16 protein-coding genes and 1 pseudogene are annotated in these 20,069 nt (G+C 48.6%); 4 read left to right on the forward strand and 13 right to left on the reverse strand.

The window, feature by feature from the left end:
- Positions 1-43 precede the first annotated feature (43 nt).
- Positions 44-1,129 (reverse strand): 3-phosphoserine/phosphohydroxythreonine transaminase, encoded by a 1,086-nt coding sequence (serC, locus tag DW817_RS02035; protein WP_009016259.1) that lies wholly within the window; start codon positions 1,127-1,129, stop codon positions 44-46.
- The gene (locus DW817_RS02040) at positions 1,113-2,378 is read right to left on the reverse strand and encodes a DUF1015 domain-containing protein (RefSeq protein WP_120110783.1); all 1,266 of its coding nucleotides are present in this window, start codon (positions 2,376-2,378) and stop codon (positions 1,113-1,115) included. Before DW817_RS02040 ends, serC begins: the two co-directional genes overlap by 17 nt.
- A 1,059-nt stretch (positions 2,379-3,437) precedes the next feature.
- On the opposite strand from DW817_RS02040, the pseudogene DW817_RS02050 reads away from it, so the two are divergent.
- Positions 3,438-3,688, forward strand: a pseudogene (locus tag DW817_RS02050) (AzlD domain-containing protein).
- A 51-nt stretch (positions 3,689-3,739) separates the two neighbouring features.
- Here DW817_RS02050 and DW817_RS02055 read toward each other — a convergent pair.
- Positions 3,740-4,525: an IclR family transcriptional regulator gene (locus tag DW817_RS02055; RefSeq protein ID WP_009016255.1), complete on the reverse strand. Its 786-nt coding sequence runs from the start codon at positions 4,523-4,525 to the stop codon at positions 3,740-3,742.
- Positions 4,526-4,699: 174 nt separating this feature from the next.
- On the opposite strand from DW817_RS02055, the gene DW817_RS02060 reads away from it, so the two are divergent.
- Entirely contained in the window at positions 4,700-5,665 is a 966-nt protein-coding gene (locus DW817_RS02060; RefSeq protein ID WP_009016254.1) for an agmatinase, read from the forward strand.
- A 15-nt stretch (positions 5,666-5,680) separates the two neighbouring features.
- On the forward strand, positions 5,681-6,193 hold the full coding sequence (locus DW817_RS02065) for a folate family ECF transporter S component (protein WP_009016253.1): 513 nt from the start codon (positions 5,681-5,683) through the stop codon (positions 6,191-6,193).
- 112 nt (positions 6,194-6,305) lie between these two features.
- Here the strand turns inward: DW817_RS02065 and DW817_RS02070 are convergent, their stop codons facing one another.
- The 7 genes from DW817_RS02070 to DW817_RS02100 form a co-directional block, all read right to left on the reverse strand.
- Positions 6,306-8,426 (reverse strand): heavy metal translocating P-type ATPase, encoded by a 2,121-nt coding sequence (locus DW817_RS02070; RefSeq protein WP_021737361.1) that lies wholly within the window; start codon positions 8,424-8,426, stop codon positions 6,306-6,308.
- Between the two features lie 35 nt (positions 8,427-8,461).
- Positions 8,462-8,752, reverse strand: a complete 291-nt coding sequence (locus DW817_RS02075; protein ID WP_014128069.1) for a DUF6110 family protein — start codon at positions 8,750-8,752, stop codon at positions 8,462-8,464.
- Between the two features lie 284 nt (positions 8,753-9,036).
- On the reverse strand, positions 9,037-9,417 hold the full coding sequence (locus DW817_RS02080; protein WP_016459829.1) for a RidA family protein: 381 nt from the start codon (positions 9,415-9,417) through the stop codon (positions 9,037-9,039).
- Between the two features lie 15 nt (positions 9,418-9,432).
- On the reverse strand, positions 9,433-10,503 hold the full coding sequence (locus DW817_RS02085; protein WP_014128068.1) for an ABC transporter ATP-binding protein: 1,071 nt from the start codon (positions 10,501-10,503) through the stop codon (positions 9,433-9,435).
- 18 nt (positions 10,504-10,521) lie between these two features.
- The gene (locus DW817_RS02090; protein WP_009015048.1) at positions 10,522-12,204 is read right to left on the reverse strand and encodes an iron ABC transporter permease; all 1,683 of its coding nucleotides are present in this window, start codon (positions 12,202-12,204) and stop codon (positions 10,522-10,524) included.
- Between the two features lie 92 nt (positions 12,205-12,296).
- Positions 12,297-13,346, reverse strand: a complete 1,050-nt coding sequence (locus DW817_RS02095; RefSeq protein WP_009015049.1) for an ABC transporter substrate-binding protein — start codon at positions 13,344-13,346, stop codon at positions 12,297-12,299.
- Between the two features lie 53 nt (positions 13,347-13,399).
- On the reverse strand, positions 13,400-14,281 hold the full coding sequence (locus DW817_RS02100; protein WP_009015050.1) for an NAD(P)-dependent oxidoreductase: 882 nt from the start codon (positions 14,279-14,281) through the stop codon (positions 13,400-13,402).
- Between the two features lie 365 nt (positions 14,282-14,646).
- On the opposite strand from DW817_RS02100, the gene DW817_RS02105 reads away from it, so the two are divergent.
- Complete coding sequence (locus DW817_RS02105) at positions 14,647-16,086, forward strand: sodium/glutamate symporter (RefSeq protein ID WP_014128066.1); 1,440 nt, start codon at positions 14,647-14,649, stop codon at positions 16,084-16,086.
- Positions 16,087-16,160: 74 nt separating this feature from the next.
- On the opposite strand, the gene DW817_RS02110 is transcribed toward DW817_RS02105, so the two are convergent.
- The 3 genes from DW817_RS02110 to serS form a co-directional block, all read right to left on the reverse strand.
- Positions 16,161-16,958, reverse strand: a complete 798-nt coding sequence (locus DW817_RS02110) for a hypothetical protein (RefSeq protein WP_009015052.1) — start codon at positions 16,956-16,958, stop codon at positions 16,161-16,163.
- Between the two features lie 95 nt (positions 16,959-17,053).
- Entirely contained in the window at positions 17,054-18,229 is a 1,176-nt protein-coding gene (locus tag DW817_RS02115; RefSeq protein WP_009015053.1) for a type III PLP-dependent enzyme, read from the reverse strand.
- 503 nt (positions 18,230-18,732) lie between these two features.
- The gene (gene serS, locus DW817_RS02120) at positions 18,733-20,007 is read right to left on the reverse strand and encodes a serine--tRNA ligase (RefSeq protein ID WP_009015054.1); all 1,275 of its coding nucleotides are present in this window, start codon (positions 20,005-20,007) and stop codon (positions 18,733-18,735) included.
- Positions 20,008-20,069: the final 62 nt, after the last annotated feature.

Genomic DNA, 20,069 nt, shown 5'->3' on the forward strand with positions numbered 1-20,069 from the left:
CCACGTACGGAAACTGTACGTAAGAGGTCTTTGATCAACATAATCAGCGGTGGCGCCGATAGAAATCATCCATGAAAGCAGCCAAGGTTTCGCATCCTTCCTGCGGCATGGCATTATACATAGAAGCCCGGATTCCTCCGGAAACGCGGTGCCCTTTAAGGCCCACCATCCCATTTTGGGCGGCGCTTTCCACAAAAAGGGCTTCCAGCTCCGACGTGGGCAGATTAAAGGTCGCATTCATGAGGGACCGACTATCCTTCTGGGCCCGACCTACATAAAAGTCAGGATAAGCGTCGATTACATCATAAACGATCTTGCTCTTTCTGGCATTGCGGACCGCCATAGCTTCCAGCCCCCCTTGTGCAAGGAGCCATTTGGCCACAAGACCGACGATATAGATTCCGTAGACAGGCGGCGTATTATAGGTCGAATCATGATCCATGAACGTCTCGTAGTTCAGCATAAGGGGAAGGCGGCTGTCCCTTCCGCGCAGGAAGCTCTTTTTCCCTATAACGACAGTCACGCCGGCAGGTCCAATATTTTTCTGGGCCCCGCCATAAACGAGGGAGAAGCGATCCATAGGGACAGGACGGCTCAGGAAATCGGATGAAAAATCTGCAATAAGGGGCACATGTCCCGTCTCAGGATATTCATGATATTCTGTTCCATAGACCGTGTTGTTGGAATTGATATAAAGGTATGCCGCCTGATGAGGCATCTGGATCTCGCCCTTTTTGGGCACCCGATCATAACCGGTGCTGCGGCTTGAATAGGCAACGGCCGTTTCTCCAATCTTGTCCGCTTCCAACATGGCTTTATGGGCAAAATTGCCCGTGTCGGCATAGGCACCGACTTTCCCTGGCATCAGGAAGTTCATAGGGATCATGGAAAACTGCAGCGTACCGCCTCCACCCATAAACATGACGCTCCAATTATCATCCAGATGCAAAAGGGTCTTGATATCTTTCTGTGCTTCATGGTTGATGTCTTCAAAAAGATCAGAGCGATGACTAATTTCCATAACAGACATACCACTTCCCTTATAATCAAGCAGTTCTGCTTGGGCCTGTTCCAATACAGGCAGCGGGAGCATGGAGGGTCCTGCACCAAAATTAAAGATTCTTCCCATCTTGTTCATCTCCTATCAAATGAATGGTCATGGCATCCCGCAGTTTTGGCTCGAACCAAGTTGATTTGGGCGGCATGATCAGTCCCGCGTCGGCAACGCGGATGAGTTCTTCCATAGTCGTTGGATACATGGCAATCGCAGCCATAAAGGCGCCGCTGTCTACGGCATCCATAAGACCTTTCAGCCCTCGGATACCGCCCATGAAATCAAGACGGGGATCCTTTCGAGGATCCTTGATGCCCAAGATTGCCGAAAGGAGAAGGTCCTGGAGGATGCTGGTATCTAGGCTCTTAATGGGGTCAGCGGCATCATACGTGCCTTCTTTGGCCGTGAGACGCCGCCATTTGCCGCCAAGATAGAGGCAAAATGTATGGGGAACAGATGGTTCAGCAGGCCGTGTCAGGTCCTCCACGTCAAAAGAAACACTCACTTTCTTCAGGAAATCTTCCGCCGTAAGTCCGCCCAAGTCGCGAATCAAACGATGATAAGGCAGGATATGAAGCATGGATGACGGAAAGATAACTGACAGGACATAATTGTATTCCTCGGTTCCCGTCTGACCTTTTCGAGCGCCCAATTGCTTGGCGACTTGATAGGCTGCTTCACAGCGATGATGGCCATCGGCTATATAAAGCTGCGGGACCTGCCTAAAAAGACGAGTCACTTCCTGGACCTTCAGCGGTTCATTCATGATATACAGGGTATGACGAACTTCATCTTCTCCGGTAAAGTCATAGGTCGGCGTATGGTTTCCCATATAGTCCAACAGGAAAGCAGAAAGCTGTCCTTTGCTCTTGTAAGCAAGAAAAACAGGTCCCGTTTGGGCCTTGGTCGCTAGGATATGCTGAACCCGATCCCGTTCTTTCTTTTCCCGCGTAAGTTCATGTTTGCGGATGACCTTGTCTTCATATTCCTTAAGTGAAGCGACTGCCACAAGGCCGATCTGGATATAAGGACCCATTTGCTGCCGATAAATATAGTAGCAGGGTGTCGAATCTTGGATCATCTCCCCACGACTGATATACGTCTCCAGGTTTTCCCTTGCTTTTTCATAAACCTGGGGATCATCCTCCGCAATAGATTCCGGCAAAGCCGCATCTGAACGGGTCACTTGCAAAAAGCTCAAGGGATTTTGGCGAAGCATGTCCCGGGCTTCTTTTTGATTCATCACATCATAAGGCAATTCAGCAATCTTACAAATGAGTTCCGGAATGGGGCGCAGAGCCCGAAACGGTCTGATTTCTGCCATATTATCTTCACTCCTATTCTTTAGCGGTCAAGAAAGAGGATAGGGTCTAATTAAAGGAATCCTAGGCTCTATCCGAATAATTCAGGTTCTTTTTGCAAAAATATCCGACAAAGATATTATAGCATAAGAGGAACTTTTCCTTCAAAAGACCTTTCAATAATTAACTTATTAAATATAATTCATTTATTTTTTTAATGCAAGTAAAATTTTTTTTGTATTTCTTAGACCACACAGATTTCCTTCCTCTCAAACAAAATCGTAAAGTGTTTCATTCGCTTTGTTTTTCTGCTCATGTATTCCAAAAAGGCCTACCCATTCTCATAGGCTACACGGTCCTGGGGTTCGCCTGCAGCAGGCTTGATCAAAAAGCAGGACTCATGCCGGCGACCCTCTTTGCCATGAGGATCCCTATCTATGGCGACAGTCCCGAGTTCATTGGTATGGCCATGATGATGGGGCTTCCTTCTTATCCATCATTTTGACGGTCTTTGTCACCAGTCTTCGAAACGCTTTGTTTACATCAGTCCTGGCCCCCTATGTTCGCAAGAAAAGCGGGATCTTTCCCCCCTTTTTGCTTATGGACTGACGGATGAATGCTTTGCCTTCAACCTAGTAGCTGTTAAGGGTAATGAAGACGGATCACCGGAGGAGGACCAAACAATCAACCTCATCAGTATGCTGGACCGGTCCATTTCCAGTTCCTTAGGCTACTATTTAGGGATCTTTCTCCAACTTGTGCCTGGCCCTTGTTTCCTATATCCTTACGGCCATGTTCCTTGGCATCGGGTCAAACTATGTGGGTTCACGGATCCTTGTCACGGCAGGCATTGCCTCCGGTCTCATATCTGTCTTTTTTCAACGTTCATTCCCTTCAAGCTGCACATCGTTCTGACAAACCTAACAGCCTCCATTTCCTTCACTGTCCTTACTAGGAAAAAGGAGGCACGCCATGAATGATTTTTGGGAATCCTTCCGTCTTGCTAATAGCTACACAATACCTATGCAATGGGTGCCATCTTTGCCATGGCCCTTGCCACGTTCCTGCCCCGCTTCTTTCCTATGGTACTGCTCAAAACCCGCACACTTCCCCTTTGATCTACCAAGTGGCTCCATTTTGTCCCGCTTGCCATTTTGGGATTTTGGTTTTCCCCGATCTTTTATTAAAAGATGGAGCGATCTATCTTTCCCTTGACAATATTCCCCTGTTAACGACCCTCTTCATTGCTCCCATCGTCATTCGGGCAAAGTCCTTGGGAGCTGCTACCATCTGCGGTGGTACGGTCTATTATATCCTGCAGGAATGGCTATAAGATAACTCAAAAGGCTATGAAGATGCAATGACACCTTCATAGCCTTTTGAGTTATGACTTCAGCATACGTCCTTTTTGTTCCAGGTTCCTGACGGTCTTAAGCAGTGTATCCCGGATGCGGGAAAGACCAATTGTTTCAAGGCGCGCTTCCGGCCCGGATAGACTGATGACATATCCCTTCTGTCCCAAATGAAGGGGCACAGCTACAGCCGCCACGCCTTCGTCAACTTCGCCCCGGGAAACAGCATAGCCATCCTGGAGAATAGCAAGGAGCTGATTTTTGAGGATCCGCTGCTTGGTCTTTTCTGTAAAGAGCTCCCCAATGAGCGTATCCCGAAGGCTTTCATCCTGCATAGCAAGAAGCATCTTACCCGACGCACCAATATGAAGGGGCACGATATACCCCTTATGGCCCATGACAGAAAGGCGGTGCCGGGACTGAACCATATCCACGCAGACACCTTGGTGCCCAAGAAGCGTCGAAACGACAACGGTCTCATTAAAGCAATCGGACAAATCGTTCAGGGCTTCTGTAATGAGGTCCTTTACGGTATTGTGAACAGAAACAGCGGAGGCGACCATGAGGATTCCCGTTCCGAGTCTGTATTGACCGCTTTTTTCGGACTGTTCAATCCAGCCGGCATGCTGCAGGGTTCGCAGAATCCGATATACAGTCGTCTTATGCAGGGAAAGGGCCCTGCTGATTCCCGTAAGGGACAGGGATTCCCGACGCTGGGCCGCATAAAGTTCAAGAATCCTGACTGCATGCAGTACCGAATTGACATAAGGGGAAGAAGATTGATCCACCATGAGCAGGCTCCTTTCCAAATAAATCATGATTTTTCCTCATTATAGGAAATCGTCATTTGTCTTGTCAATGATTTTGTTTCATTATAGTGTCTATATTGCAAAATCGTGTCCAATTTCATTGACTTCCCCTGCGCCACTTCCTATAATGAGAGCACAGCAAAAGAAAGACCTGCGATGCAGTTAAAAGGAGCATGATGAAATATGGATAACTATAGCCTTCAAAAACCTCTCAATATGGCCCCTACAGGGATTGCGACCTTTGCAAAAAGTGACCTGGCAACAGATATCTATCATCTGAATGCTGATGTTGCCGTCCTTGGCGCCCCCTTCGATCTGGCTATCCAAGGCCGCACGGGCTGCCGTCTTGGCCCTCGCGGAATCCGGTTGGGTTCAACCCGCTTTACCTACAAAAAGGGCGGCACCTATGATTCGGAACGCAAGCAGTACTATATGGATGCCAGACGTTGGCATGTTGTAGACTGTGGGGATGTGGACTATATCCCCGGTGACCTCAAAGGCACCATGGCAAACTTGGAAAGTGCCGTTTCCATTATCCAGAAACAAGGGGCCCTTCCCGTTGTTCTAGGCGGTGACTGCGCCGTTGACTTCCCGGTCCTGCAAGGTCTGGAAGGCATTGGGAACTTTGATATCGTTCATATTGATGCTCATCTAGATTGGACCAAACCTCTTGACGGTCAGAAATTCTTTAACGGCTCCCCCATGAGAAATGCCGCTGGGCTTCCCTATGTGGGACGAATCCTCCATCTGGGTGTCCGCGGCATTGGCAGCAGCGGTCCCGATGATTTTGAAGAAGCCCGCGAACATGGAGATCAAATCTATTCCTGCCGCGATGTCCGCCGCTTGGGCATTGACCGGATTCTCAAGGAATTTGGGCTTGCCAAACAGTTTGTCGTATGTTTTGATATCGATGCGATGGATGCCGTTTATGCGCCGGCTACGGGTTCCCCCATGTTCGGCGGTTTCAATTACGATGAAGCGGTCGATATCCTTGAAGCCATTGGCTCGTCAAGCGACCTCAAAGGAATTGTCATGACAGAAGTAGCCCCGCCTTTTGACGATATCGGAGGCACGACGGGATACCTCGCCGCCCGCCTGATTTCTGACCTCTTGGGCTTTGCCATGAAAAGGAAAGAAGCCCTTCGCTGACGAAAGGAACCTGCCATGGACCAGAAGCATTCCTACCATTCCGGCAAATGGATCACCCTTATTGGGTTTTGCACGGCCATGGAAATCATCCTTGCCCGGTTTCTCTCCCTTCACACATGGAACTTGAAGATTGGACTGAGTTTCCTGCCTGTCGCTGCCGCCGCCCTTATCGGCGGCCCCCTTGCCGGCGGCCTGACAGGCGCCTTGGGTGACCTCATCGGTGCAATTCTTTTCCCCGTAGGGCCCTACTTTCCCGGCTTTACACTCTCCTCCTTTCTCGATGGCTATATTTATGGCCTGATTTTTCGTCGCAGCCTAAGCCGAAAAGCCATCCTGCTTGCCGTCTTCCTTACCCAAATCGGCGTCAGCCTCGTCCTCAACACCTACTGGCTGAGCGTACTCTTCCACACACCCATGATGAACCTGCTGTATCCCCGCCTCTTCCAGTGCGCGGTCGGCGTTGTCACAAAAACGGTTCTCCTTTCCATTGTCCTGCCGCCTCTCAAGAAGCGTCTCTCCCTGCTTTGATTGACAAGCGGGCACCAGAAGAAGTTTTTCTTCTGGTGCCCGCTTTTTCATGACAAAAAAGGACCGTCCATCGGCCCTTTTTAGGCTCTTTTAGTCTCTTTTATCCGCTTTTTTAGACAAATTTCTTGAGATTCGTCATGCTGTGAAGGCTGAGGGCAATGGTCGACCCATTGTGCAGCAGTGCTGTTGTCGCTGGAGGCAGGATACCGGCTACACCAAGGGCAATCAGCGCGGCATTAAAGGAAACAACAAAATCATAGTTGAAATTGACACGCTTCATGAGCAGGTTGCTCAGTTCCTTTAGAACGATGAGCTGATGCAAGTCGCGGGCCGAAATGGTGATATCGGCAATTTCACGGGCAATATCAGCCCCTTCGGCAATGGCAATCCCAGCGTCTGCTTCAGACAAGGCAGGGGAATCATTGATACCGTCGCCTACCATGACGACACGGTGTCCTTCGGCCTTGGCGGCTTTGACGAACTGAGCCTTTTCCTCAGGCAGGACTTCCGCGTAAAACCGATCAAGCTCCAACGTCGCGGCTACATTTTCTGCTGTCCGTTTGCTGTCTCCCGTCATCATGACAAGGTTCTGGAAGCCAACGCGGCGCAGCGCCTTCATGACCTCCACAGCTTCCGGGCGCAAGGGATCGGAAATGCAGATGATGGCCATAAGGACCCCGTTCAATGCCATAAAGACATGGGAATAAGCTGGGGAACGGCTTTCGAAGAGGTCTTCCTGACCCTCCGGGACACGGCAGTGCTCATCTTCAAAGATGAAGTGATGGGACCCGATGACAATCCGTTTGTCCCCGACACGGGAAGCAATCCCATGAGCTACGATGTATTCCACTTTACTATGGAGTTCATCATGGGTGATGCCTTCATCGGCAGCTTGACGCACAATGGCATTGGCCACAGAGTGGGGAAAATGTTCTTCCAAGCAGGCGGCATAGCGAAGGACCGTTTCCCGACTGTAACCATCAAAGCAAATGACGTCAGCAACCTTCGGCTTGGCAAGGGTCAGTGTTCCCGTCTTATCAAAGACAATGGTATCCGCCTCTGCCACCGCTTCGAGGAACTTGCCACCCTTGACCGTGATCTTGTAGGTACTGCATTCACGCATGGCTGACAACACCGCCAGCGGCATGGAAAGTTTGAGCGCGCAGGAAAAGTCAACCATGAGGACCGCCATGGCCTTCATAACATTGCGCGTGATCAGATAGGTCAGGAGGGTTCCGCCTAGGCACCACGGCACAAGACGGTCAGCCAAATGATTGGCCCTTCCTTCGAGGTTCGATTTAAAAGCTTCCGAATCCTCGATCATCTTAACGATTCGGTCAAAACGAGTATCCCCCACCGTTCCCGTCACCCGGATGCAGATTTCCCCATCTTCCACAACGGTTCCAGCAAAGACTGTTCCATCGACGGTCTTACGAACCGGCATCGATTCACCTGTCATGGAGGCCTGGTTCACGAGGGCTTCACCGCCCGTCACCAACCCATCAAGGGGAATGGTGCTTCCCATCTTGACACTGATGACATCGCCCTTTTCCACTTCAGTTAAGGGCACTTCGATTTCCGTTCCATTTTCAAGGACCTTCCATGCGGTATCCACGTTAATGGACATATGGGAAGCCAGATCATGAACGGATTTTTTTAGGGTCCACTCTTCCAGGATATCTCCAATTCCAAGCAGCAGCATGATCGAGCCGGCTGTACCAAGGTCGTTTTGAAGCATAGCCGCCGTAATGGCTGTTGCATCAAGGACCGGTACATCGAGTTTGCCTGAAAGAAGGCTCTTGACACCCTTACGGATAAAGCCTAGGGTGTGATACCAGGCACGGAGCATGCGCACAGGCATGGGCAGGAACCACTTACAGGCAAAATGACGCGTCACATGGGAAATCAGACGATTGCGGTAGGTCCGATTGAGGATCAGGGCATCCGCCTGATGCTTGCTGGACTTTTGGAGGCCCGGATCATTGGGGTCAAGATAGGCCAAGGTGTCCAAAAGAATAGGACGAAGAGAAGCCCTCTTGTCCGGAGCAAAGGTAATCGCAACTTCGCCCGATGCACTGTAAAGCTTAACCTTGTAAACTCCACTGATCCTTTCCAGGCGGGAAAGGATCACAGCGCCCTGCCGGGCATCAAACCCACGGAAGAGGACTCCTTTAGCGGACAAGCAGCGAACATGGATCCGGTCCCGGACCTCATGAATCATTTGAAATTTCACGATTGTCCCATCCTTTCTTCCTAGGAAATAGGGGTTTAGGCCTTATCTTCCACAGGTGTCAAGGCGTCTTCTTTAGCCTTCATTTCAGCAAGTTCCGCTTCTTCCCGTTTACGATTTTCTTCCTTGGCTTGGGCCACGATGTCATCAGCCTGGGCATTGAGGCAGGCCGCACTTTTTTCAGCGCATTTCTGTATGCGCAGGGCAGCAGCCGTCGCGCCAACGGCTGCTTTTTTCATGCATTTGCTCTTGAAAAAGACACGGGCCGCAAGCCCCAGAGCAGCACCGCTCACAACCATACCAACATGCATCCAATCTTCTCTTTCCATAGATAGCACCTCTCTCCAAGATAATATACAGCTAACTCATTAGGAGATTCTTTAGTTTTGAATCTCTTTATCTTGTCATTATAGCCTTTTCTTTCTCCTGAAACAAGCCAAAATCTTGATGATTCTTACGAGAAACTCTAAACGTTCCTCAATTTTTGCTCATCTCCATTACATTTTATTGTAATAATTCATGTATTCTTTATTGTTATATAAATTAGGATTAACTAACATGTATCCCAAATAAAAAAAGACCGCTGCAAAAAGCAGCGGCCAAACGAAAGCTCTTATTTAACGGCAAAGGCCTCAATTTCCACAAGGGCACCTTTAGGAAGCGCCGCTACCTGGAAGCAGGCACGAGCCGGACAAACACCTTTGAAGAATTCCCCATAGATTTCATTCATAGGTCCAAAGTCCTTGATATCCGCAAGAAGGACCGTCGTCTTAACGACATCATCAAGGCTGCAGCCAGCTTCAGCAAGGATATTCTTGACATTCGTCAAGGATTGTTTCGTCTGGGTGACGATATCATCGCCAGCAAACTCGCCCGTCTTAGGATCGATAGGAATCTGACCGGATACATAAACCGTCGTTCCGGAAGCTTCAATCCCCTGGGAATAGGGTCCAATCGCGGAAGGGGCATTTTTGGTAGCAATCTCTTTTTTCATGAAAAGTTCCTCCAATCAAGTGATAATATAGTTGTTTCTTTCGTTACCCAATAGAATTATATCACGAAAATCAAGATAAATCTCCTCTCCATCTTTCCAAGTATGGTACGCACTGCCATGGGTCATGACGCGGATCATACCGGCTGCGGTCTCAATGCGGTAGTCAACAGCATCCCCCATATAGAAACGATGCCGTACCGTCCCCTTAAGCATCCCTCCGTTCTTGGAAAGGCTTACATTTTCAGGACGAACAGCAATAATGCCATCTCCTTCAGGAATTCCCGCCTCATTAGGGAAAGAAACGGTAGTATTCTTGATAAAGGCCCTATCACCCCGCATCGCAGCAGGTACGAAATTGACAAGACCAATAAAATCAGCCACCATCTTATTGGCAGGATGGGTATAGACATCAAAAGGGCGTCCAATCTGCTGGATTTCGCCACCATTCATGACGACAATGCGATCACTCATGGTCATGGCTTCTGATTGATCGTGGGTGACGTAAATAACCGTAATGCCCAGCTCTTTTTGGAGTGTCGAAATTTCAAAGCGCATGCTTTCCCGGAGCTTGGCATCAAGATTTGAAAGAGGTTCATCCAAAAGGAGTAGGCCAGGATGTGCAATGAGCGCACGAGCAAGAGCCACGCGCTGCTGCTGCCCGCCAGAAAGTTGATTGGGATAGCGTCTTCCATACTGGTCAAGGTGAACCATCTTAAGGGCTTCTTCCACACGGCGGTCCCGTTCGGCCTTGCTGACGCCCTGGATTTTCAAAGGATAGGCTACGTTTTCTGCGACCGTCATATGGGGCCAAACAGCATAAGATTGGAAGACCATGCCTATATCCCGTTTTTCCGGTGCCATAAAAAGTCCTTCACTTGCACTGGAAACAACAGTATCCCCCAGGATAATGGAGCCTTCCGTGGGACGTTCAAAGCCGGCAATCATCCGTAGGGTCGTCGTCTTGCCACAGCCCGAAGGTCCTAGGAACGAGATGAACTCCCCATCTTTCACGTCAAGATTGAAATCTCCCACAGCCGTTACATTTCCAAAACGTTTATAAAGATGCTCGAGTTTGACTTGAGACATAATTTATTTTCCTCCTTGCTAAATGGCAATGTGCCCTTTTGACACTTTGTTCAAGATGAGGTTCCCCACCATAACAATGATGAGAATGATAACAGACATAACCGAAGCATTCTGCGTATCAGCATAGGTCTGCAGTTCGTAAAGAAGGACACCAATGGTCTGGGTATCACTGCCATAAAGCAGATTCGACATGGTCAATTCATAAAAGGAAGGCATAAAGATGAGGAACCAGCCCGCTACAATGGAAGGAGCAATAAGCGGCATGATAATATCCTTACAAATGCGAAGCCAGCCCGCACCAGAGTTCAGCCCTGCCTCTTCAAGACTTGAAGAAACCTGGCTTAGGGAAGCGGCAATGGTACGAACACTCATGGTCATATACTTCACAAGATAGCTGACAATGAGGATCCACATGGTGGAATAAAGGTTTAAGCCGTAGTTACCCGAGAAGGTTATGATGAGAGCCAGTGCAATAACAACGCTGGGCGTACTGCCGCCGACCATCACAAGCAGATCTGGGAGACTGCGCCCCTTCACGTGCGTTTTAACCGATAGATAAGCCACAAAAAGGGAAAGGATCGTGCCAATCGTTGCAGCAATGAAAGCATACCCCAAAGAGCGCCAAATGCAATCGAGATACTGACTGTTTTCAAGAACCGGTATCCATGCGTCAAAGCCAAAATTATCAAGACTGAGGCCTTTGGACATGCTCACCATGAAGCTTGTAATGACAATGGATCCTAACGGCAGGATTACGGCTATAAAAGCATAGACGGCTACAAGAAAAGTAGCAAGACCTTTCCATTTTCCCAATTCCACCAAGGCTGGCCGGGTGCTTTTTCCGCCAATGGTCGTATAATCCTTGCGTCCCATGAACCAAGTCATGAAAAAGAGCAGACCATTGGCAAGAATCATAAGCGATACGGCAAGGGTTGTCGCATTGCGGATACCGCTGTCGTTGCCCATATAGACGAAGGATACAATGCGCGTTGTCAGGACTTCAATGTTGCCTGGCATGCCCACAATAGCCGGGATTCCAAAAGCAGAACCAGCCCCAATGAAGACCAAGAGGCCGCCGGCGAGGATACTCGGCGCCATGAGCGGCAGTGTCACATCCCACAGGACACGAAGCGGCGAAGCGCCGGAAACGCGGGAAGCTTCTTCCAGTGTGGGATCCATTTTTTCCATGGCACGGGAAATGGTAATAAAAGCAAAAGGGGAATAAAAGAGGGTCAAGACCCAGATAAGTCCACCTTCCGTATAAATATTAAAAGGGGCCTTGCTCAAGGAAAAGATGGTTTTCAATAGGGCATTGAGATATCCTACATCAGGATTAAGAAGCTGCGTCCAAGCAATGGCCCCAACATAAGGGGGAATCATATAACTGGCAACAAGGATGGTTCGGAACTTTTTTCGTCCCGGCAAATCCGTTCGGCCGATAAGCCAGGCCAAAGGAAAGGTTATCAGGACGGAAAGAATCATGACGAGAATAGAGATTTTCGCCGTATTGGTCAGGGCCCTCATATTGACGGCCTGTCCATAGACAGTAAGATAACTCGACACGTCCAGGTGTCCATCAACAACAACGCTGTCGATAATAAGTACAGCCAGAGGCAGTACAATGAAATAAAGAAGGATGAGGACAGATAGCGCAATGACCATAAACTTACTGTCAAGGCGCGGCATTTGATATCGTTTCACTGTAAACTCCTTTTCCGCTTGAAAAAGCGGGGAGGCCAGAGGATGTTCCCCAGCTCCCCGCTCACAGTCCGATGGCTGCGGAAGGTGATCTTTTATCTATCGAGGACGCGAGATCGGAATTCTTCCTTGATTTGGGCTTCATTCTTAGTCAGCTTATCCCAATCTACCTTAATGGCATTCTGGAGCAATTCCTTCAGCGTATGTTTGGATCCCTGCGGTTTTTCCACATCATCCCGGACCGAATACATCCAGCCAGCAGTTACGGCTTCCTGACCTTCTTTGCTGAGCCACCAATCCGTAAGAGCCTTGGCACCGTCTGGATTCTTTGTCGCTTTGAAGATGCCGATCGGTGAAGAAATGAGGATGCACCCTTCCTTCGGATACACAACTTCCAACGGTTCCTTCTTGGTCTGCTGGAGTTTCAGCACGTTTTCTTCCAAGATGATGGCAGCCATATATTCACCTGTGAGAAGTTTATTTTGGATGGCACTGTTGCCTTCTTCAACACGGAGTCCATTGGCTTTCAAACGATCAAAATACTCCCAGCCAAATTTATCAGCAAGGGCTCCAACAGCAACATAAGCAGTCCCGGACAGAAGCGGGTTCGGCATGGCAATACGGCCTTTATACTTTGGATTTGTCAAGTCTTCCCAGCTTGTCGGAATATCTTCCTTTGCAATCTTATCCTTATTGTAGGCAATAATCATATTGCAGACACGGACGGAAGTCCAAGCGCCATCCTTATCCACTTCCATGATATGATGTTTGATTTCAGGGGACTTGTAATCCAGAAGGAGACCCTTTTCCTTGAGATAGATATAATAGGATGGGTCAGCAACCATGAGGACGTCGTCGCTGATCTTGTCTGCCTTGATTTCCCCGGCAATCTTTGTCTTGATCTTTTCTGTACCGCCTTGGAACCAATTAACCTTTAAGTCGGGAAACGCCTTTTGAACAGCTGGTTTCACACGGGAATTGACGACATCAGGATACATGGACGTATAGACCATGACATTGCCTGAAACTTTCTTGCCGCCCGAAGCGGCTTCTTTCTTGTCACCGCCGCCACCGCAGCCTGCTGCAAGAAGGCTGCCGCAGGTAAGGGCAAGAGCTGCTAGTTTACACCATTTTTTCTTCATCATGTAGATTCATCCTTTCTGGAGTGGATTCCGCGGGGAGACCATCCCGCCTCGATTTATTTTTCTTTGTCAGCGTAGTAGGTAAAAAGCGCCTGCGTTCCTAAATCCCCCATTCCTTTTGCCTCGAGGGTCCGGTATTCCGCAAGGACCTGTTTGAGAACGGGCAGGGCAAGGCCCATCTTGCTCGCTTCTTCATCGGCGAGATTCATATCTTTGATGAAGTGTTTCAGGAAAAAACCCGGTGCGAAATCACCATGGACCATCTTGCTTCCAAAAGCATTGAGCTGAGCACTGCCCGCCGCCCCGGTGGACACGGCAGCTAAAAGAGTATCCAGATCAAGGCCCTCCTTTTTTGCATAGTTCAGGGCTTCACAAATGCCGCTCATGGTGCCGGCAATCATGATCTGGTTGGCCATCTTGGCATGCTGACCGGAACCAGCCGGTCCCATGTAGTTGATGTTGGTTCCCATCCCCTCAAAGACAGGGCGCATGGCCTGAAAATCCTCTTTTTCACCACCGACAAGGATGGAAAGGGTTGCGTTTTTAGCGCCCGTATCCCCACCTGTAACCGGTGCATCGAGGACATGAAGGCCAATGGCAGTTCCTTTTTTGCAGAGTTTTTTTGCAAGGGTTGGACTTGTCGTAGTCATATCAATGATATATTGTCCGTGGTGGGCACTATTAAAGATGCCCCCTTCTCCGAAATAGACCGCTTCCACATCTTTAGGAAAACCGACAATGGAAATCATGACATCGACCGCTTTGACGCAGTCAGCAAGCGTTTCATGAAGGGCAACCCCTTCGGATTCAAGGTCCGCAATCTTCTCAGGGTGCCGAGCATAGGCATGCATTTCATAGCCCTTTTTTCCAAGGTTACAAAGCATGGATTTTCCCATGATGCCCGTCCCTACAAAACCAATCTTCAGCATTTCCGTCATATGGAATTCCTCCTTTTTCCCCAGCACTTGACTAAGGAACACACTCATTATATATAATTTGAATCGCTATGGCAACGAATTATCCCTATAATTCTGATAATTGCATCATTCATCGCACTTTTTCCATTACAAAAGATGCCTATACATCAAAATTCTTAAAAACTCCCTGTAACATGGACACTGTGCTGATGATAACCTTTTTTTGTAACAAGCAGCCTTATTCTCCGTCTAACTTGAATGGAATAGTAAATTCGCCTTTATTTTATATTGCGTCCATTACACAAAAACAAATCATAGACAAAGTAGTAAATTATTGATACGATATAATTGATAATTCTGTATTTTATATCAAAGGAGGCCTTTTCATGACCAGCAAGATCCTGCAAGAACTTCTCAAGAGTACTGCTTTCCTAGGTGTTCTGCTCCTTATCGGACTCTATCTTCGAGCCAAGATTTCCCTATTCAGACGTTTCCTGGTTCCCGCGTCTGTCATCGGCGGATTCCTCGGACTTCTTTTAGGGCCTGAAGTCCTTGGTCTTACAGGCTATTCCCCCATATCCCCTGAATGGAACAAGACGTGGTCCCTGCTTGCAGGGATTCTCGTCGTTCCCATGTTTGCCGGGATTCCCTTGGGAAACTTCGTCAAGAAAAAACGGCTCGATCCTCAAGAAAACCGCAAAGAAGCCGCTAAGATTGCTATTGTGAGCGGCATTGCAAGCGGAGCCTTTGGCTTTCAGATTATCCTAGGCGTCGGACTTCCCCTACTTTTTATGGCCTTTATTCCCGGTCTAGAATTCTACAACCAATTCGGCTACGAAATCTGTCAGGGCTTTAACGGCGGTCACGGTATGGCCGGGGCCATTGGGAGTCTGCTCATGGAAGGAGGCGCCAGCTACTGGGAACTGTCCCAAGGCGTTCTTACCACCTTTGCCACGATTGGCCTGCTTGGCGGGATCCTGCTAGGCGTCATGATTATCAACCGCGCTGCCGCAAAAGGGGAAACGGCCTTTTTGAAAGGATCCGCCTCTCTCCCGACAGAAGATACCTATGGATTTACAAAGGAAATAAACAAGCAGGGACAAATGGGACGGGAGACCACCCAAAGTGCTGCCATTGAACCATTGACCGTTCACCTTGCCATTATCCTTGCCGACTGCGGACTAGCTTATTATCTGCGCGGCCTATTTGTCAAATATCAGATCATCGGACTTCAGGACGTACCTGTTTGGCCCTATGCCCTGCTTCTCATGTATGCCGTCAACTATGGCATTCAAAAACTGCATTTGGAATGGATGATTGACGTTAAAATAAAGAACCATATTTGCGGCATTTTTGCTGACTTCTCCATTATCGCTGCCATCGCCAGCATGCCGATTCGCGCCGTCTTGGATTATATTCTCCCCATCCTTGTCATTTCTGCGGCGGGCTTTGTTCTGGTCTACTATACGACCATCAAGATGTTCCAATATTTCCTTCCTGACAGCTATCCTTTTGAACGGGGCATCCTCAGTTTTGGCATCAATACCGGCGTCATGATGACAGGTGCCACGCTGCTTAAAATCTGCGATCCCAATTTTGACTCCCCTGTTATGACGGACTACTCCCTATCCTACGCCATCCGGCAGGTCATTGAGCTTGTAAGCACACCCATCATGTATGCTATCCTCGTTAAAGGAACAGCCATGGATATGCTGAAATTTGGCATCATCTATACCGTTTGCTGTTATCTGATTGCTTTTATTGGGAAAAAGCTCTATGGATCCCCTCGCAAGGAGAAGATGAGGGAAACCGTTCTGGCTGAGTGATTCTTTTTTCCATCCAAAAAGACCGCTGCTCTTCATGCAGCGGTCTTTGTTCTTTATCAGAAAAGGACGATTTCTTATGGAAGGAGGGCCTTGACCTTATCAAGAAAACTATCTTTCGCCGCCGACTTCGACGGTATTATGGCAAGGGTTCTCACAATGTTCCTAAGTTTCCGCCCGTCATCATTCCAATAGGCTTCCTCCTCCTTAGGATAGGAGGCCGTCAAGATATGGATGCGGTCATTATTGAGGAAGGTCCAGCGCAGGGTGTGGACCGTCACAAGGGGAACGCCTTCCTGTAGGATGGTCTTATCGTAGGCCGTAAAAAGATGTTCCACACCGTTTATGATTTCCGTCTTCATTGGGCTCCAGTTACTGTAAGTGACAGTATACCCATCTGGAAGGCCCTTTCCATCACTGAATTTTATGCCGTCCATGGTGGCTGTGCCAAATTCCTGGAGGGCCTTTTCATCCATACCTAGATTCTGTCCATACCGAGGAAGCTTCATAGGACTTCCCACGGTTTGAAACGTAATTCGCGCCGCATGGTTTCCGGCCTCAAGGAAAGCCGCTCCTTGATCTGTTGTCACAAGGACGATGCTTCCTTTTTTGGAATATTGGGCCCGATCCTTTTCAAGGAGGGCCTTTACATAGGGATCTGTTTCTTCAGCTTCCATCTTTTTCCGAATTGCTTCCGTTTCCTCAAAAAAAACGGAAGGAACCGAAAACCGGGCATCCGGATCCAATTTGACTTCAATCCAGCCCGGATACTGGACCGGCTCAATCTTAGGCGCTGCCGCTTTTTTCCCGCATCCAGCTGCCAAAAGAGCCAGGGTGCAAACAAGAAAAAGGAAGGGGCGCAGTAATTTTCTCATAGAAATCCATCCTTTCCATGCGTCATTATACCATGTTTTTCAAAACAAGGCGCAAAAAACCGGCCCCCCGCAGGAGACCGGTTGCGGTTCAAAGGTTATACAGCAAGGGAAAGCTGCTCATTTCCCAAGCCAAGTTCATCCCGTACATCCTCCCAAATAACCATACGGGCCTTTTTGAACCCATTGAAGGTCGTTGCTGAAGCCGATGTATAGGCACCGCAGACAGGAACAAGGAGCAAGTCATCCACTTCAAGGGGTTCGGTCATCTTGCCGCGGAACATAATATCCAAGGAATCACAGCTCGGGCCAGCAAAGGTTGCCGGGATCTTCTCCCCTTCCTTGAAGCTGATAAGCTTGTAGTCCCACTGATCGAAGATTACGCCGGAGAAGGTCCCATAAATACCATCATCGAGGAAATACCAGACCTGACCATTGCGTTCATTGACGCCAATGACCTTGGTAATAAGATTTTGAGCCGTGCCAGCCATATAGCGGCCGGGTTCACTCCAAATGATCTTATCGGAAAAGTCTTCCCGCAAGCGGGCTGCTATCTGATCCAAGATAGCCGTCAAGTTGTAATGGACACCCGTTTCCGGAATGGGGAACCCGCCACCAATATCCATGATGGGAAGGTCAAACCCCTCATTTTTTGCTTCTTCCAAGAGTTCATGGACAACATCAAAGGCGTGGAGATAAGAATCGGCCGTTGTAACCTGACTGCCGACATGGAAGGCAATTCCAGCCATGTCAAGGCCAGCCTGCCGTGCCAGTCTCATAAGGGACAGGGCCTTTTCCCGCGGCGCGCCAAATTTCTTGTTAAGGTCCACATGGGCCTTGGGATTATCAATGCGCAAGCGCAGAAGCACGGTCGCATGGGGTACCCATTTGGCAATTTTGCAGATTTCCGATTCACTGTCAAAGGTCATACGCGTTACACCAGCATCGACGCAGGCCTTGAGGCCAGCTTCCGTCTTGATGGGATTGGCATAGATCATCTTTTCCCCCGGAACACCAAGGCTTGCCAAGGTACGGATTTCCCCGTCACTTGCAACGTCAAAATCAGCGTTTTTATCAATCATGGTCTCCAGGATTCTCAAATCCGGATTGGCCTTCATTGCGTAATGGATTCTCATCTGCGGGATATGGGTCCGCAGGATGTCATAATTTTTTTCAATCTGTTCCAAGGAAAGCACCAGCAAAGGAGTGCCGTATCTTTCAGCTAACCGGCTGACTGCATCTTGACTCAATTGAAAAAAAGCTTGTTCGTTCATCTATCCATCCCCCTCTGGCGTCAGCGACGCATATTTTAGTTCGCTGTTAATTATACTACAGAGCACAGAAAAGACAAGAGGAAAATAGAGGAAATTGAAGGAGATTTGAGGAGATTGAAGAAAAAATATGAAAATCGCTGGATAGTCCTATAAATTAAATGAATAAAAGCAATTATTCTATTTACTCCCTCATACTATCTCTTACGGCCTCATACGGCTCCATACGGAGCCAAAGCTCTTTAGGAGAAAAAGGGCTTATGAATATTTTTAAATCTGTACCATCTTTTACAACTTGATAACGTCTTTTGCATACACCCCTATACTCCTTTTTTCATTGAAGCAGAGCTATACTCTTCTTTTTTCTCTTAATAAGAAAGAGGCGTCCATGAATAAATATTCACGGACGCCTCTTTCTTATTAAGAGCTAAAACAAGCAAATTATCCCAACAAAAAGCAAAAATGGGATTCCTTTCCTCAAAGGAATCCCATTCATTTCATCCGACTTAGGGTTTAGCAATGACATCGCAGCCCATGTACGGTCTCAAGACTTCAGGGACCACGATACTGCCGTCTGCCTGCTGATAGTTTTCAAGAATAGCGGCCACCGTACGTCCAACAGCAAGGCCGGACCCATTGAGGGTGTGGACAAACTCCGGTTTGGATTTGCTGTCACGGCGGAACCGAATATTGGCACGACGCGCTTGGAAATCTACACAGTTGGAGCAGGAAGAGATTTCACGGTACTTGTTCTGTGCGGGGAACCAGACTTCGATGTCATAGCATTTGGTGGCCGAGAACCCAAGGTCACCCGTGCAGAGGCAAACCACATGGTATGGCAGTCCAAGGGCCTGAAGAATCCCTTCGGCATCATGGGTCAGCTTTTCCAACTCATCAAAGGAATCTTCCGGTTTAGTGAATTTCACCATCTCCACCTTATGGAACTGGTGCTGGCGGATCAAGCCGCGCGTGTCACGTCCGGCGCTCCCGGCTTCTGCACGGAAGCAGGGGGTAAAGGCCGTCAAATAAATCGGCAGTTTGGCGCCGTCAATAATTTCATCACGGTAGTAGTTCGTCAAGGGAACCTCCGCCGTCGGGATAAGATACATCTCCATCCCTTCAAGGCGATACATATCTTCGTGAAATTTTGGGAGTTGACCTGTACCGGTCATGGTCTCCCGATTGACGATATAGGGCGGGATGACTTCCGTATAGCCGTCTTTTTGGGTGTGCTGATCAAGCATGAAGTTATAGACCGCACGTTCCAGACGGGCCCCCAGGCCCAGATAATAATAGAAACGACCGCCCGAAACCTTGGCTGCCCGATTGGAATCGAGGATGCCCAGGTCTTCCCCAAGATCCCAATGGGCCTTGGGTTCAAAATCAAAGTGCGTCGGTTCACCCCATTTACGGACTTCCGGGTTTTCCGTATCATCCTTGCCAACGGGAACACTGGCATCAGGCATATTGGGGATTGTCAGCATGATGTCACGCAGTCCCTGTTCCACTTCCTTGAGTTTCTTGTCCGTTTCAGCAATCTTATCTCCAAGGGTACGCATGGAAAGGATCTTCTCCGAAGCGTCTTCACCATTTTTCTTCATCTTGCTGATTTCAGCACTGACGCTATTGCGCATGCTCTTATCCGCTTCCACTTCCTGGAGCAGGTCACGGCGCTCTTGGTCAAGCTTCCTGAACGCATCAAGATCCACTTCTGTGTGACGGTTCTTCATGGCCTCGGCCACTTTATCTAGATTTTCCCGAACAAACTTCAAATCTAACATCGACATTACCCCCCAAATCAAAAGGACATTTTAGGCCATTATATCACAAATTGCGTGAAAAA

The organism is Acidaminococcus sp. AM33-14BH, assembly GCF_003603525.1.
Taxonomy (GTDB): Bacteria; Bacillota; Negativicutes; order Acidaminococcales; family Acidaminococcaceae; genus Acidaminococcus; species Acidaminococcus intestini.